This is a genomic window from Rouxiella sp. T17 (genome assembly GCF_036663475.1).
Lineage (GTDB): Bacteria > Pseudomonadota > Gammaproteobacteria > Enterobacterales > Enterobacteriaceae > Rouxiella.
This window is the reverse complement of the sequence record NZ_JAWUEA010000038.1, coordinates 144998-160662: the sequence shown is the minus strand read 5'-3', so window position 1 is coordinate 160662 and position 15665 is coordinate 144998. Positions and strand designations below refer to the sequence as shown.

General features: G+C 54.8%; 11 protein-coding genes and 1 riboswitch. Of the genes, 2 read left to right on the top strand and 9 right to left on the bottom strand.

Annotation, left to right across the window (positions count from 1 at the left end):
* Window positions 1-33: 33 nt before the first annotated feature.
* Window positions 34-2430, bottom strand: coding sequence for a DNA polymerase II (locus SC206_RS17135; RefSeq protein WP_332739181.1), 2397 nt, complete (start codon window positions 2428-2430; stop codon window positions 34-36).
* 299 nt (window positions 2431-2729) lie between these two features.
* Here SC206_RS17135 and SC206_RS17130 point away from each other — a divergent pair, with 299 nt between their 5' ends.
* Window positions 2730-3497, top strand: a complete 768-nt coding sequence (locus tag SC206_RS17130) for a DedA family protein (protein WP_332739025.1) — start codon at window positions 2730-2732, stop codon at window positions 3495-3497.
* A 233-nt stretch (window positions 3498-3730) separates the two neighbouring features.
* Here SC206_RS17130 and thiQ read toward each other — a convergent pair whose 3' ends face one another.
* The 4 genes from thiQ to sgrR form a co-directional block, all read right to left on the bottom strand.
* Window positions 3731-4432 (bottom strand): thiamine ABC transporter ATP-binding protein ThiQ, encoded by a 702-nt coding sequence (gene thiQ, locus SC206_RS17125; RefSeq protein ID WP_332739023.1) that lies wholly within the window; start codon window positions 4430-4432, stop codon window positions 3731-3733.
* Window positions 4416-6026 (bottom strand): thiamine/thiamine pyrophosphate ABC transporter permease ThiP, encoded by a 1611-nt coding sequence (gene thiP, locus SC206_RS17120; protein WP_332739021.1) that lies wholly within the window; start codon window positions 6024-6026, stop codon window positions 4416-4418. Before thiP ends, thiQ begins: the two co-directional genes overlap by 17 nt.
* Window positions 6002-6988 carry a thiamine ABC transporter substrate binding subunit gene (gene thiB, locus SC206_RS17115; protein WP_332739020.1) on the bottom strand — a complete coding sequence of 329 codons (987 nt, stop codon included), beginning with the start codon at window positions 6986-6988 and terminating at the stop codon, window positions 6002-6004. Before thiB ends, thiP begins: the two co-directional genes overlap by 25 nt.
* A 57-nt stretch (window positions 6989-7045) precedes the next feature.
* Window positions 7046-7166, bottom strand: a riboswitch (TPP riboswitch).
* Window positions 7167-7205: 39 nt separating this feature from the next.
* Window positions 7206-8867 (bottom strand): HTH-type transcriptional regulator SgrR, encoded by a 1662-nt coding sequence (gene sgrR, locus SC206_RS17110; protein WP_332739018.1) that lies wholly within the window; start codon window positions 8865-8867, stop codon window positions 7206-7208.
* 294 nt (window positions 8868-9161) lie between these two features.
* On the opposite strand from sgrR, the gene SC206_RS17105 reads away from it, so the two are divergent.
* On the top strand, window positions 9162-10331 hold the full coding sequence (locus tag SC206_RS17105; RefSeq protein ID WP_332739016.1) for an MFS transporter: 1170 nt from the start codon (window positions 9162-9164) through the stop codon (window positions 10329-10331).
* Between the two features lie 76 nt (window positions 10332-10407).
* On the opposite strand, the gene leuD is transcribed toward SC206_RS17105, so the two are convergent.
* The 4 genes from leuD to leuA form a co-directional block, all read right to left on the bottom strand.
* A complete protein-coding gene (gene leuD, locus SC206_RS17100) occupies window positions 10408-11010 on the bottom strand; it encodes a 3-isopropylmalate dehydratase small subunit (RefSeq protein ID WP_332739014.1) in 603 nt (200 codons plus the stop codon).
* A gap of 10 nt (window positions 11011-11020) precedes the next feature.
* Complete coding sequence (gene leuC / locus SC206_RS17095; RefSeq protein ID WP_332739012.1) at window positions 11021-12421, bottom strand: 3-isopropylmalate dehydratase large subunit; 1401 nt, start codon at window positions 12419-12421, stop codon at window positions 11021-11023.
* Window positions 12421-13512 carry a 3-isopropylmalate dehydrogenase gene (gene leuB / locus SC206_RS17090; RefSeq protein ID WP_332739010.1) on the bottom strand — a complete coding sequence of 364 codons (1092 nt, stop codon included), beginning with the start codon at window positions 13510-13512 and terminating at the stop codon, window positions 12421-12423. Before leuB ends, leuC begins: the two co-directional genes overlap by 1 nt.
* A gap of 91 nt (window positions 13513-13603) precedes the next feature.
* A complete protein-coding gene (gene leuA, locus SC206_RS17085) occupies window positions 13604-15175 on the bottom strand; it encodes a 2-isopropylmalate synthase (RefSeq protein ID WP_332739009.1) in 1572 nt (523 codons plus the stop codon).
* Between the last annotated feature and the right edge of the window lie 490 nt (window positions 15176-15665).

The window sequence follows — 15665 nt, the reverse complement described above, 5'->3', positions numbered from 1 at the left end:
GGGCCATTCGTCACCTGTCATTGCGCCTTCTGATTAAAACAATCCCATTTGCCCCGTGATCAGTGTAGCAAAATCGTCATGCAGAAACGGTAGAATGCCGTCGGCTACAGGTTCCAGCTGCTTCTCGATGTAATGATCGTAATCGATAGGCGAAACGCGATTTTCCAGCGGCTCGGGGCCAGACGTGGTCATCATGTAGCTTATCCAGCCGCCGTTTTGGTACTGCAACGCCCGTCCGTTAGCCTGATTATACTCGTCTGCCAGCCTTGCCGCGCGCACGTGAGGCGGCACGTTGCGCTCATATTCGGTCAAACGACGGCGCAGGCGTTTGCGATAAATCAGCCGGTCGTCAAATTCGCCGTTCAGCGTGCTGCTGACGTAATCACGAATGTAATCCTGATAAGGCTGATGATGGAAAATACGCTGATACAGCGCCTGCTGGAAAGTCTGCGCCAGCGGCGTCCAGTCGGTGCGCACCGTTTCAAGGCCTTTATAGACGATGTGCTCGCCGTCGTCGTTAATCACTAATCCGGCATAACGCTTCTTGCTGCCCTGATCTGATCCGCGAATAGTGGGCATCAAAAAGCGCTGATAATGGGTTTCAAACTCCAGTTCAAGCGCACTTTCCAGGCCATATTCTTCTTCAAGATGCGCCTGCCACCAAAGATTGACCTTTTCGACCAGCCGTTTGCCAATCTCGTTGGCTTCGTCCGCCTCATGCGCGCGCCTGAGCCAGACAAAGGTCGAATCGGTATCGCCATAAATCACTTCAAAGCCTTCTTCTTCAATCAGTCTGCGGGTCTGCTGCATGATGTCATGCCCGCGCAGAGTGATAGATGAGGCGAGCCTTGAATCAAAAAAGCGGCAGCTAGGCGTGCCCAAAACGCCATACAGCGCGTTCATGATAATTTTCAGCGCCTGCGACAACGGCTGATTTTTTTGCTTCTTCGCAGCCTCGCGACCCTGCCAGATTTGACGCACTATTTCCGGCAGACAGTGCTGGGTCCGTGAAAAATGGGCGCCTCGAAAACCCGGGATAGAATGCGCGGGATCGGGGTTGTCGAGACCCGTCACCAGCCCGACAGGATCAATCAAAAAGGTGCGAATAATCGACGGATACAGACTTTTATAATCGAGCACCAGCACCGAATCATACAGGCCGGGGCGCGAGTCCATCACAAATCCGCCGGGACTGTTTTCTTCCGGACGATCGCCGCGATTTGGCGCGACATAGCCGATTCGATGCATGCGCGGCAGATACAGGTGAGTGAATGCCGCGACCGACCCGCCGTTGCGATCCGCCGCCAGACCCGTCACCGACGCCCTTTCCAGCAAAAAGGCGAGCAGTTCGGTCTTCTCGAAAATACGCGTTACCAGCTCGCAGTCCTTCAGATTATACCGGGCGAGGGCCGGTTTATCCTGACGAAAACGTTGCTCAATTTCTGCCAGACGCTGGTAGGGGTTGTCAATCGCCTTTCCTTCGCCGAGTAAAGTTTGCGAGACGTATTCCAAACTGAAGGAGGGGAAGTTCCAGGTCGCAGATTTTAGTGCTTCAATCCCGTCGACCAGTAAACGGCCCGCCGCCTGCGCAAAAAAGTGTCCCTGCTTGAAGCCGTGTTCACGCCACTCGAGGGCGCTGCCATCGCGGCCAAAACGCAGCGGGATCTTGTAACGATCGGCGTGTTTCTGCAGCACGCGCAGGTCAAATTGCACCACGCTCCAGCCAATAATCGCGTCGGGGTCATTGCGCTCCAGCCATTCATTGAGTTTTTGCAGCAGCAGCGGGCGGCTATCGACATATTCCAGATTAAAATCGCCGTGGCTGCCCGGCGTACCGTTGGCAGGGCCGAGCATGTACACGTCGCGCTGGCCGCAGCCTTCGAGACCAATGCAATAAAGCTCGCCGTTGCCGCTTGTTTCGATATCCAGCGAACAAAGCTTCAGGGTAGGCCGGTAGGTTTCGGCGGGCTTCATTTTGGCATTAATTAGCGTGCCGTCACCGGTGGGGGTGCCGGTAAACCACACGGGCGCGGTGATATAGCGCTCCATCAGGAAGCGATCCGGCGGGCGGATATCGGCTTCGTACAGGCTGATGCCGCCGTCGCGCAGCGTTTTTTCTATGCGCATAAGCTGACGATGGCTGGCGCAATACAGGCCTAAAACCGGCCGCAGGCTGAAATCCTTGAGCGGCAACGGACGCAGGCTATAATTTCTTTCGCCGACCAACAGTTTTTCGGCATCGGCTTGCTGCTCGACCGGCAAAAAGGCGACCGATTCCTGCGGCGGCAGGCGAACCTTCTGCGGACCGTGCTCGGTCGCGAGCCATAATTCGACCTCCGTCCCCTGCGGCGTATCGCGCCAGTGGCGGGTCAGAACAAAACCCTGACGTGGCTCGGAGGAAGAATGTTGTGGCGCAGTGACGTGGTTGATAATGGCCTCGATAAACGTTGGTACAACAGGTGGCGCGATAGGATAGAGCGTTCAGGGTGAAGCATTCAGTTTGGTGCAACAGAAGTTAATGCGCTAAACAGAAGCTAATGCGCTAAATATAGCATGGTTATTTATACAGTTCGCGTGTTGAGAAAAGGCATGGGATCAGATGCGCATACAATTAGCAGGTTGACTCGCCTTTACCATTTACCGACAATTCCAGCTCTTTATTTTTAAACCTTAAACCTAACAGGTTTACCGTGCTGTAAGCTGAGTGCGTACCTTTACTCTGGAATTTTATGGAAGCCTATTTACAACATTTGGTCGCTCAGTCAGTGGGTTTCGCGCTTGCTCTTGTTTGTGTCGTCGCGTTTTTCGAGTCGTTGGCGCTGGTGGGATTACTATTGCCGGGCACGGTGATGATGGCGACCTTGGGTGCGCTGATTGGCAGCGGTCAAGTCGGGCTGTACGAAGCCTGGCTGGCGGCTGGCGTCGGCTGTTTTCTTGGCGATTGGGCCTCTTATTTTATTGGCCGAGGTTTCAAGGAGCCGCTGCATAACTGGTCGTTTTTGAAACGCTATCAGGCGCTGCTCGACAAAACAGGTAACGCGCTCGAAAAACACTCTTTTGCGACAGTGATTCTTGGCCGCTTTATTGGTCCGACAAGGCCGCTGGTGCCGCTGCTTGCGGGCATGCTTAACCTGCCGCCCTACAAGTTTGCACCGCCGAATATAGTGGGCTGTATTACCTGGCCGCCGGTTTATTTCTTGCCGGGAATTCTAGCTGGAGTGGCGATTGATATTCCGCACAGCGCCGACAGTACAACCTTCAAATGGCTGCTGTTCGTTACCGTGGTGCTGATCTGGTTAAGCGGCTGGCTGGTATGGCGCTGGGCGCGTTCAGGCAAGGCGAATCCGGATGCGCTGACAAAATGGCTGCCGTTGACGCGTTTACGCTGGGTAACGGTTATCAGTTTGGCTGCAACGGCTTACAGTATTTTTATGCTCAGCCAACAGCCTTTAATGCCAATTTACGCACATCTCCTTTACCACGTCATCACTCGCTAACCCGCGTCGTCATTGACGCGATAGCTGTGTTGGCTGCGTTTGTTCGCCCAAATCACTGACCTGTGTCAGCTCATCGGGCTTCTCTCACTTTCCGCGTCGTCATTGACGCGATAGCTGTGTTGGCTGCGTTTGTTCGCCCAAATCACTGACCTGAGTCAGCTCATCGGGCTCTCTCGCTTGCCGCCTTGCTCTAGCGCCAATGACTTAGCGGGAGGGGGGTTGTAGTTAAAAAGTTATTTCTTGATGATGCCGAGGATAGAGGCTTCGGGGGCGCTGCCGTCGATGAGTGATTGCGTTGGGCCGTCGTAATAGACGCGGCCATCGACGATGAGCAGGGTGCGTTCGGCGATGCGGGCGGCGTCGTCGAGATTATGCGACACCATCAGCAAGGTGAGCTGCTGCTGGTGGCAGACTTTATCGAGCAGTGAAAGCATCTCGTTGCGCAGCGCAGGATCGAGCGCGGAGAAAGGCTCGTCGAGCAACAGAACGGGTTGACTGCGTAACAGACAGCGCGCCAGAGCTACACGCTGGCGCTGGCCGCCCGAAAGCTGCGAAGGCAGGCGGTCGAGGTAGTCGGCCAATCCTACCTGTGCGGCAATCTCTTCCAGACGCTGCTTCTGCTGCGCGTCGAGTTTAAGTCCCGGATGCAAGCCAAGCCCCATGTTTTGCCGCACGGTCAGGTGCGAGAAAAGATTGTTCTCCTGAAACAGCATCGAAACCGGCCTTTTGGCGGGCGGAGTGTGGCTGTGATCCTGCCCGTTAATCTCGATTTTTCCCATGCCCGGCGCAAGAAAACCGGCGATTAGGCTGAGCAGCGTGCTTTTACCCGCGCCGCTTGGGCCAAGGACCGCGACACGTTCACCGGCCGCGATGTGCAGGTCAAAACGCATGGGCAGGTGTTCATAGAGATAGGTAACTTTATTGAGTGTCAGCATGGCGACCCGGTAATCTTTCGATAATCGTGAACAACAGGAAACAGAGTATCAGCAGCAACATGGCGGTTACGGCACCTTGCTGACTGCGGTAAGAGCCCATCTGCTGATAAAGATAAAAAGGCAGCGTGCGGAAATTCTCATTACCAAACAGCGCGATAACGCCAAAATCACCCAGCGACAGTACGCAGGCAAAGGCTAGTGCCTGTGTCATCGGCCGTTTAAGCGCACTTAATTCAATCCAGCGCAGCCGGTTCCAGCCGCGCAGATCCAGTGAAAGGCAAAGCAGTGAGTAGCGTTCGGCCACGTCACGCATTGGATTTTCCAATACTTTCAAGGTGTAAGGAATCGCCATCAGCGCGTTGGTCAAAATCACCAGCATCCACGGCGACTGCGGCAAGCCAACGGTATCGCTGAGTAAAAGAAAGAAGCCGGTCGCCAGCACAATGCCCGGCATCGCCAGAATCAGCATGCCCGACAGCTCCAGACCTTGGCCCCAATTTTGTCGCTGGCGCAGGCGCAGCTCTCGGCTGCTCCACAACAGCATCATCGCAAGCAGCAGGCACAGCAAACCACTGCCGAGCGCCAGACGAACCGACATCCACAGCGCTTGCCACAGGGCGGTTTGATGCAGCACGTCGAGTAATGACTGATTGATGCCGCCAATCAATACGGCGATTAAAGGCGGCAGAATGAGCAGTAAAGCCAGAGCAATCAGCACCACGTCAGCAATCTTTCGCCCAATAGAATCGGCGGGATCGCGCCAGCGCTGGGCGTGCGTGTGGCCGACCGGCAGCGCCTGACTCAATTTCTGGCTCAGCAACACCAGACCCAAACAGCAAACCAGCTGGATAAGCGCCAGCAGCGCCGCGCGTCCGAGGTCATAGTCGTAACTCAACGCCTGATAGATAGCCAGCTCGATGGTGGTGGCTTTCGGGCCGCCGCCCAGCGACAGCACGGTCGCGAAACTGGCGAAACAGAGCATAAATATCAGCGCAGCGGCGGGCAGAATCTGCCTTTTCAACGCGGGCCATTCGACAAAACGGAACAGCTGCCAGCCGTTCATCCCAAGCTGGGCCGCTATTTGGCGTTGCTCAATGGCTACGTTTTCAAGGGATTGCAGCAGAAGACGCGTGGCGAGGGGCAAATTGAAAAACACGTGGGCGAGCAAAATGCCCTGCAAGCCGTAGGGCGAAAAGGCGTAGCGAATACCCAGCGCGGCGCACAGCTGCGCCAGCCAGCCTTCGCGACCATAGACGCTGAGAATGCCGAACACGGCGACTAACACGGGCAAAACCAGCGTCATGGCGCAGAGTCTAAGCAGCCACTGACGCCCCGGAAAACGCCGCCGATAGAGGCTTCGCGCCAGCAAAATAGCGGGCAGTACGGAGCACAGCGCCGAAAGCAGCGCCTGCCAGAAGGTGAAGCGAATCACGTGCCACAGGTAATTATCCTGCCAGACGGCGCGCAGAGAAAGCGCGGGCGCGTGGCGCAGCAGCGAGCCGAGCGCCAAAAAGGCGACCAGCAGGATAATCGTTGCGGCGACCGCGCCCGGCCACAGCCAGACCGGGATTAGTGGCTGACGGCGTTCTGCCATGCCTGAATCCATTGCGCGCGATTATCGGCGACCGTTTTGGCGCTGTATTGCAGCGAAATAGTCGGCACGGTCAGTTTGTCGTATCCGGCCGGTAAAGGCGTATTAACAACAGGATACATCCAGTTGCCGGTTGGAATGGCTTTCTGGAATCCCGGCGTGGTGACGAATTTCATAAACTTCGCGGCCAGCGCTGGCTGTTTGCTGGCGGCCAGCTGGCCCGCAACTTCAACCTGCATGTAGTGACCTTCCGAGAAGTTGGCTGCCGCGTAGTTATCTTTTTTCTCTTCGATAATGTGATAAGCCGGAGAGGTGGTGTAGCTCAGCACCAAATCGCTTTCACCCTTGAGGAACAGACCGTAGGCCTCGCTCCAGCCTTTAGTGACGGTGACGGTTTTCTTCGCCAGCTTCTGCCACGCTTCAGGCGCTTTATCGCCGTAAACTTTTTGCACCCACAGCAGCAGGCCCAGACCCGGCGTGCTGGTACGCGGATCTTCGTAAATAATCTTCCACGGCTGCGGGCTGTCGAACAGCTCTTGCAGGCTTTTCGGCGGGTTTTTCAGCTTGTCCTTGTTATAGACGAAGGCGAAATAGCCGTAGTCATAAGGCACAAAGGTGCTGTCAGTCCAGCCGCCCGGAATGTCGAGCGTGGTTTTTTCGACGGCAGGTTTAGTGAATAAGCCGGTCTGTTCTGCGGCTTGCAGCAGGTTGTTATCGAGTCCAACCACAACGTCGGCCGGGCTGTTTTTCCCCTCCATGCGCAGGCGATTGAGCAGCGACACGCCGTCTTCGAGCGGCACGTATTTAAGCTCGCAGCCGCAGTCGGCTTCAAAGGCTTTCTTGATGGCAGGGCCCGGGCCCCAATCGGCCGAGAAGGAGTCGTAGGTATAAACGGTCAGCACGGGCTTGGCGGCCAGCGCGGGCGCCGAAACGATCAACAGGCAGGGCAATAATTTTTTAAACACTTTGCACTCCAACTTTTACCTTGAAAAAGAGTAGGCGTGGCAAAGGAGTTTGAGTCAGCGAACTGCACTCTCAAATCCCTTCGCCGGTATTAACCGGATCAGGTTCGACGGGTTTTTTCTCAGCCTTCTCCTGCTTTGCGCGAGCAAAAACAGTCAGTCAGCACCCCGTTGAGAACGGCGTTATTGTAGTGATTAAGTGACTGGGTTGAAAGCAGGTTTATACGTCGGGAGGCGCAAACCAGGCAGATTTAAAGTCAAACCAGCCGAGCGTGTTCATCCTGACGCCGCGCATACTGCGCTGGCCCTGCAACAACAGCCAATGGTGGAACAGGGGATGCACGTGGCCCTCGTTAACCAGATGATGCGCCCATTCGGCCAGAGGCAGCTCACCGGTGCGCCATTTTTTCGCCGCGTTATCCAGTTTCTCTTCGAGACAATACTGGAGCAAAGGCAGTTCGAGCAGCGTGGCGAACAGGGAAAACTCAATCGGCAGCGTAAAATTGGCGCTGCCGAGCCACACGTCGCTCGTGGCTTCACCTCTGTGCCACGTGGCGTAATCGACGATCTGTACCTTCAGTTTAACACCCTGTTCAGCCAGCAACGGAACCAGCGCCTGACAGATATCCTGATACTCCGAGTGATCGCTGTAAAAGGTCACGGTTATCTCTTCAATATCAACGGGCTTGGGCATTTTTTCCTGCGGACGCCGATGGTGCCAGCGCGGCAATAATCCGTAGGCGGGCGACCAATAACGTTGATATGCCGGAGCCGAGGCGTTGAGTAGCGCAATCGGATTAAAGATTTCACACAGCCATTTGCGCAGTTGCGGATGACTGCCCACCGGCGAACGCTGGTCAAACAGTACGAAATAGCAGCCTTCTTCGAGCCGGCTTTCAAGCTGATCGTTGGCCGTGTCGTCGGCCTGCAACTGCACGCCGGAATGAACCAGCTCTTCGGTCAGTTCGGGCAAGACCCAAATATTGACCTCGTCGATCAGCGCGCGATAGCCAAAATAGTCATCAAATGCGCGGATTTTTAGCTGGGTTTGCTGGTTATTAATCACCGCATAAGGCCCCGTACCGATAGGATGACGGGCAAAATCCGCCAGCGATGGCCATTCCTGCGGCAAAATCAGGGCATGAACGCTGCCTAATAGCCAAGGCAACCATGGGTCGGGGGTGTGCAGATGAATATCAATGACGTTGGCGTTCGGCGATTCGACACGCGAAAAATGAGTAAACAGCGGATGGTGTTGCAAGCGACTGAAAGTGCTGATGATATCCGCCATCTCAAGCTCTCTGCCGTGATGGAAATGAATCGCGGGGCGCAGATAAAAACGCCAGTGCAGCGGGCTGATGGCCTGCCAGTGATGAGCTAAATCGCCGCGCAGTTCCCCATTTTCCTCATTTATGCCGACCAGCCCGCTGAAAATCTGTTTGGCGAGATGCGTTTCGGAACGCCGCAGCATGGTGCCGGGCAGCAGATTAGGCAGCGAGCGGTAATAGAGCACGCGAAGAATATGTTTTCCTTGACGAAAACGCCGCCCGAGCTGGGAAAGCAGCATCTGCCGCACCACGGTTTTATCGCCCACCAGCTGCACCAGTTGGTCGACGCGGTCTTGATCTATCAGCTCTTCGGCCCGTTGTTGTTGCAACGCCAAGCCGGTTAGCAGAAACGTCAGCCGCGATTTTTTGCCTCTTCCTATCTCTGCCTGCCAGCTCAGCCAGCCTTCTTTTTGCATACCGCCGAGCAGCGATCGCACGTGTCGACGCGAGCAGTTAAGCACCGCCGAAAGCGCCTGTAGCGTGGTTTTCGTCGGTTTACCGTGGCAATGTTGCCACAGGCGTAAAAACTGTTGTTGCAGACGAGGCGATGACATAAAAGAGGAACTCCAATGAGTGAACTCATCAATTTTTCTTTCCTCATATTACGGCCATACTTTCTGACATCAAGCCGTACTGCCAATAAATGCGCATTGGCAAAGCCAAATCCTCAACATGACGCTATCAGCGTCATTAATGGTTTAACAATTTTCTGAGTAATGGTGAAATTTCACCAGCCAGTGAGGCAACTCACTGGTTTTTTTGTCTTTGCTACTTTAGGCTTTCACCGACTACGCTAAGCATTAATGCGCTTTTTCGCCTGACAGTTTCGCCGTTAACAGGGATGGTTTATGTCTGCCTCTTCACGCCGTTTATCTTTTATATTCGCCACTTTCCTGCTGGTCTCTTTCTTGACGGGGATTGCGGGCGCGCTTCAAGCGCCCACGCTCAGCCTGTTTTTATCTCACGAAGTTAAGGTTCGGCCGCTGTGGGTCGGGCTTTTCTATACCATCAATGCGCTGGCCGGCATCGTCATCAGCTTTTTACTGGCGAACTATTCCGACAAGAAGGGCGATCGCCGCATTCTCCTGTTTTTCTGCTCGCTGATGGCTATCGGCAACAGCCTGGTTTTCGCTTTTAGTCGCGATTATCTGGTGCTGATTAGCGTGGGCGTGCTGCTGGCGGCGATAGGCAATGCTTCGATGCCGCAGCTGTTTGCGCTGGCGCGTGAATATGCCGACCGTTCGGCGCGCGAAGTGGTGATGTTCAGCTCGATGATGCGCGCCACGCTGTCACTGGCGTGGGTATTAGGCCCGCCGGTTTCCTTCATGCTGGCGCTGAATTACGGCTTTACCCTGATGTATCTTTGCGCGGCGGCGGTGTTTGTCTTTAGTGCGGCGATGGTGTGGTTTTTCCTGCCGTCGGTGGCCCGTCTCGAACAGCCCGTCGACAATGTCGTGGTGCACGCCAGCGCGTGGAAAAACAGGGACGTGCGTCTGCTGTTCTTTGCCTCGCTGCTGATGTGGACCTGCAACATCATGTATATCATTGATATGCCGCTGTATATCACGACTAATATGGGTCTGCCCGAAGGGCTTGCGGGCCTGTTAATGGGCGCAGCGGCCGGGCTGGAAATCCCCGTCATGCTGCTTGCCGGATACTTTGTGAAGCGCACGGGCAAGCGCAAGCTAATGTTGGCGGCCGCGGGCTGTGGCGTGCTGTTTTATCTCGGCATGGTGCTGTTCCAGTTCAAGGCGGCGTTGATGATCCTGCAACTGTTCAACGCGATTTTCATTGGCATTATTGCGGGAATCGGCATGCTCTATTTTCAAGATTTAATGCCCGGAAGAGCAGGATCGGCTACCACCTTGTTTACCAATAGTATTTCGACCGGCGCGATACTTGCAGGCGTTTTGCAGGGCAGCATCGTTGAAACCTTTGGCCATTATCAGGTCTATTGGGCCGCGCTGGCGCTGTCAGGATTGGCGCTGATTTTGATGACGAGGGTTAAAAACGTTTAACCCGTCGAGTCGACGGGTTAGGGGAGAGCTGAAAGTGCTGATCGTTTACCGAATCGTTTATTAAGCGCTTACCCAATCACTTCATAAACGACGGCTGGATCTTCTCATAGGCCGAGATATTTTCTTCGTGCTGTAATGTCAGGCCGATGCTGTCCAGCCCATTCATCATGCAGTAGCGGCGGAAACTGTCTATCTCGAACGGATAGCTTTTGCCGCCTGCGCGCACCACCAGATTTTCAAGATCAACCTCAAACTGAACGCCGTGATTGCCCTGAGCCAGTGTAAACAGCTCGTCAATCTGCTCTTCGCTCAGCGTGACCGGCAACAGCTGGTTGTTGAAGGCGTTGTTATAGAAAATATCGGCAAAGCTGGGGGCGATAATTGCGTGGAAACCGTAATCGGTTAACGCCCACGGCGCGTGCTCGCGCGAAGAGCCGCTGCCGAAGTTTTCTCGAGCCAGCAAGATGCTGGCACCCTGATATTCCGGCTTATTCAGAATAAAATCAGGGTTAGGCGTGTAGCCCTGGCCTTCAAGATAGCGCCAGTCATAAAACAGGAACTGGCCGAAACCGACGCGCGTCACCATCTGCAAAAACTGCTTCGGGACGATGGCATCGGTATCGACGTTCGCCACGTCCAATGGCACGACCAAACCGGTATGCGTAATAAATTTTGCCATGAGCGTTTCCTTAATTCAGTTCGCGAACGTCGGCGAAATGTCCGGTGACGGCCGCCGCGGCTGCCATTGCCGGACTCACCAGATGCGTGCGTCCGCCGCGACCCTGACGACCTTCGAAGTTACGGTTGCTGGTAGACGCGCAACGTTCGCCCGGATTCAGGCGGTCGTTGTTCATCGCCAGACACATCGAGCAGCCCGGCAGACGCCATTCGAAACCGGCATCAAGGAAAATTTTGTCCAGCCCTTCTTCTTCGGCCTGCGCTTTCACCGGTCCTGAACCCGGCACCACGATCGCCTGCACGCCCGTCGCCACTTTACGGCCCTTGGCAACCGCCGCCGCCGCGCGCAGATCTTCGATGCGCGAGTTGGTGCAGGAGCCGATAAACACTTTGTCGATAGCCACGTCGGTCAACTTGATTCCGGGCTTCAAGTCCATATAAGCCAAGGCTTTTTCGGCTGAAGCGCGTTCAACCGGATCGGTAAACGACGCCGGGAAGGGAATGGTTTGATTCACGGCCATCACCTGACCCGGGTTGGTTCCCCACGTCACCTGTGGCGCGATTTCAGCGGCGTCGAGCGTGACCACGCGATCAAAAACGGCGTCTTTGTCGGTCTTCATGGTTTCCCAATACGCCACGGCGTCGTCCCAATCCTGGCCTTTTGGCGCGAATTTTCGGCCTTTCAGGTAGGCGTAGGTGGTGGCGTCGGAGGCGACCAAACCGGCTTTGGCACCCAGTTCAATCGACATATTGCACAGGGTCATGCGACCTTCCATGCTCAACGCTTCAACGGCGGGCCCGCAATATTCAACCACGTGACCCGTGCCGCCCGCAGTGCCGGTTTTGCCGATCACCGCCAGAATGATATCTTTCGCCGTGATACCGACAGGCGCTTCGCCAGTGATTTCGATTTTCATCGTCTTGGCGCGGCCCTGTTTCAGGGTTTGCGTCGCCAGCACGTGCTCGACTTCGGAAGTCCCGATGCCAAACGCCAGCGTGCCGAACGCGCCGTGAGTCGAGGTGTGCGAATCACCGCAAACCAGCGTCATGCCCGGCAGAGTCAGGCCCTGTTCCGGACCCATCACGTGAACGATACCCTGATACGGGTGCTTCAAGTCGTACAGCTCAATGCCGAACTCTGCGCAGTTCTTGATAAGCTCCTGCATCTGAATTCGCGCCATTTCGCCGCTGGCATTGATGTCTTTGGTCTGAGTTGAAACGTTATGATCCATGGTGCCGAAGGTTTTATCCGGTCGGCGCACGCCACGATTCATCGCCCGCAGCCCGTCAAAGGCCTGCGGAGTCGTGACTTCGTGAATCAAATGGCGGTCAATGTACAGCAGGGGAGTTTCGCCTTCGGCTTCATACACCACGTGCGCATCGAACAATTTCTGATATAACGTTTTGGACATTACGCCCCCTCGGCGACAACGCGTGCAATGATGTCGCCCATTTCGCTAGTGCCAATGGCAGGACCGCCGTTGGCCAAATCGCCCGTACGATGCCCCTGATCCAGTACTTTGGTGACAGCCTGTTCAATGGCCGTCGCGGCGTCGTCTGCGCCCAGGCTGTAGCGTAACAGCAGGGCCAGCGACAGGATTTGCGCGATAGGGTTGGCGATGTTTTTGCCCGCGATATCTGGCGCAGAGCCGCCCGCCGGTTCAAACAGGCCAAACGACTGCTCGTTCATGCTGGCAGAAGGCAACATGCCCATCGAGCCGGTAATCATCGCGCATTCGTCGGAAAGAATGTCGCCGAACAGGTTGGAGCACAGCATGATGTCGAACTGCGACGGATCTTTGATCAACTGCATGGTCGCGTTGTCGATATACATGTGCGTCAGGCTGACGTCAGGATAATCCTTCGCTACTTCGCCGACCACTTCACGCCACAGGATTGACGATTGCAGCACGTTGGCCTTGTCAATCGAGGTCACTTTATGACGGCGTTTGCGCGCGGATTCAAAGGCAATGCGGGCGATTCGCTCAATCTCGAAACGGTGGTAAACCTCGGTATCAAACGCTTTTTCCTGCGCGCCTTCGCCTTCGCGACCTTTAGGCTGACCGAAATAGATGCCACCGGTCAGCTCGCGCACGCACAGAATATCGAAACCGCGCGCCGCGATGTCGCTACGCAGCGGGCAAAACGCTTCCAGACCTTCATACAGGCGAGCCGGACGCAGGTTGCTGAATAACTTGAAATGTTTGCGCAGTGGCAGCAGAGCGCCGCGCTCAGGTTGAGAGTCGGGTGGTAAATGTTCCCATTTTGGGCCGCCGACCGATCCAAACAGAATGGCGTCGGCCTGCTCGCAGCCCGCAATCGTCGAGGCTGGCAGCGGCGTGCCGTGATTATCGATGGCCGCGCCGCCAATATCGTGCTCTTTGGTGGTGATGTCAAAACCAAAACGCTGACGTACCGCTTCCAGCACTTTGTAAGCCTGAGCCATAACTTCCGGGCCGATTCCGTCGCCGGGCAATACAGCAATATGATGGGTCTTACTCATGTTCACACCGTTTCCTGATTATTATGTTTGCTAGTCTGTTCGTTCAGTTTATAGGCACTGCTGTTCTTTAAATTAGTTAAGAAAATAGTTTTTATATCGTACTTTCCTGTGCAGCACTTTCATTTTGCAGGCGCTGTTTCTCTTTTTCTACCTGCTTGCTGCGCCAAATGCTGTTCAGCACGTGGACCATCGCCTTGGCGGAGGACTCAACGATATCCGTTGCCAGCCCAACGCCGTGGAAACGACGGCCCAGATAAGAGACGACAATATCAACCTGACCCAGCGCGTCGCGGCCATGACCTTTGGCGGTCAGCTGATATTTGATTAATTCAATTTGATAGCCGGTGATGCGATTGATCGCCTGATAGACGGCGTCGACAGGGCCGTTTCCGGTGGCGGCTTCGGTTTGCACTTCTTCGCCGCAGGCCAGATTCACTGACGCGGTCGCCGTAATGCTCGAACCTGACTGCACGCTGAAGTTGTCCAGACGATAGAATTCTGGCTCTTCCTGCTGCTTGTTAATGAATACCAGCGCTTCCAGATCGTAGTCAAATACCTGACCTTTTTTATCGGCCAGTTTCAGGAACGCGCTATACAGATGATCCATATTATAGTCGGATTCTTTATAGCCCATCTCTTCCATGCGGTGCTTCACGGCCGCGCGGCCTGAACGAGAGGTCAGGTTCAGCTGTACCTGATTCAATCCGATAGACTCAGGCGTCATGATTTCGTAATTCTCACGATTTTTCAGCACGCCGTCCTGATGAATGCCTGATGAGTGCGCAAACGCGTTGGAGCCGACAATCGCCTTGTTGCCCGGAATCGGCATGTTGGTTATCTGGCTGACAATCTGGCTGGTGCGATAGATTTCTTTATGATTGATGTTGGTATGGACCTGCATGTAATCGGAGCGGGTCTTGATAGCCATGATCACTTCTTCCAGCGCGGTATTGCCGGCGCGCTCGCCAATGCCGTTCAACGTGCCTTCAACCTGACGGGCACCGGCCTGAATCGCGGCGATAGAGTTGCCTACCGCCATACCCAAATCGTCGTGGCAGTGTACGGAAATAATGGCCTTGTCGATATTCGGCACGCGTTCGTACAGGTTAGTGATGATGCCGCTAAACTGGTGAGGCGTGGTGTATCCGACGGTATCTGGAATGTTAATTGTGGTCGCGCCCGCTTTAATGGCGGCTTCAACGACGCGGCACAGGTTGTCCAGCGGCGTGCGGCCCGCATCTTCGCAGGAGAATTCTACGTCGTCGGTATAGTTGCGCGCGCGTTTTACCGAATGCACGGCCATGTCCAGCACCTGATCAAACGAGCGTTTCAATTTTGACTCGATGTGCAGGGTAGAGGTCGCCAAAAACACATGGATACGGAAGGCTTCCGCGACGCGCAGCGCTTCGGCGGCGACGTCAATGTCGTTGTCTACGCAGCGTGCCAGACCACAAACGCGGCTGTTTTTGATCTGGCGGGCAATGGTTTGTACCGATTCAAAATCACCAGGAGAAGAAACGGGGAAGCCGACTTCCATAACATCCACGCCCATTCTTTCCAGAGCAATGGCGATTTGCAGCTTATCTTTAACACTCAGGCTGGCTTGCAAAGCCTGTTCACCGTCACGCAGCGTGGTATCGAAAATAATGACTTGTTCGCTCATGTTTATGTTCCTTGTCCTGGTTACTTTCGCGCTTTGCGGGTAAAAAAAAACCCGCGCATTTGCGCGGGTTTGCTAGTTTCGGAGGCTGAAATCAGTTTTGAATTTCACCCACTGGCATACCGCGCAATGAATCTGCGTTAAGTAGTAGGCCTAGTAGACGGGTGAATGTAAACATGGGTATTTTCAGCTTCTCTATGATTTGAAATTGGGTGGCGCGAAGGATTATTCGTAATCCGCTGCCTGTGCTTTAAATTGATACGTGAATGCGCCGTTGATGTCAACTCTTGAATACCCGGAGGCTAGCACTGGCACGATAAATGTAGAGGTTTAGTCGCGGCATAAAATACTGTTTCTCTCGATGACTATGGTGATAAGGGCTGTGCAGTGATCTCGGCCATTGTTTACTCCACTTTGCACAAATTATCAGGTTTTACTCAGGGTTTACTCAGGTTTCTCTCAGGTTAGCGGCTCTCCTCAGGTTTATTATCAT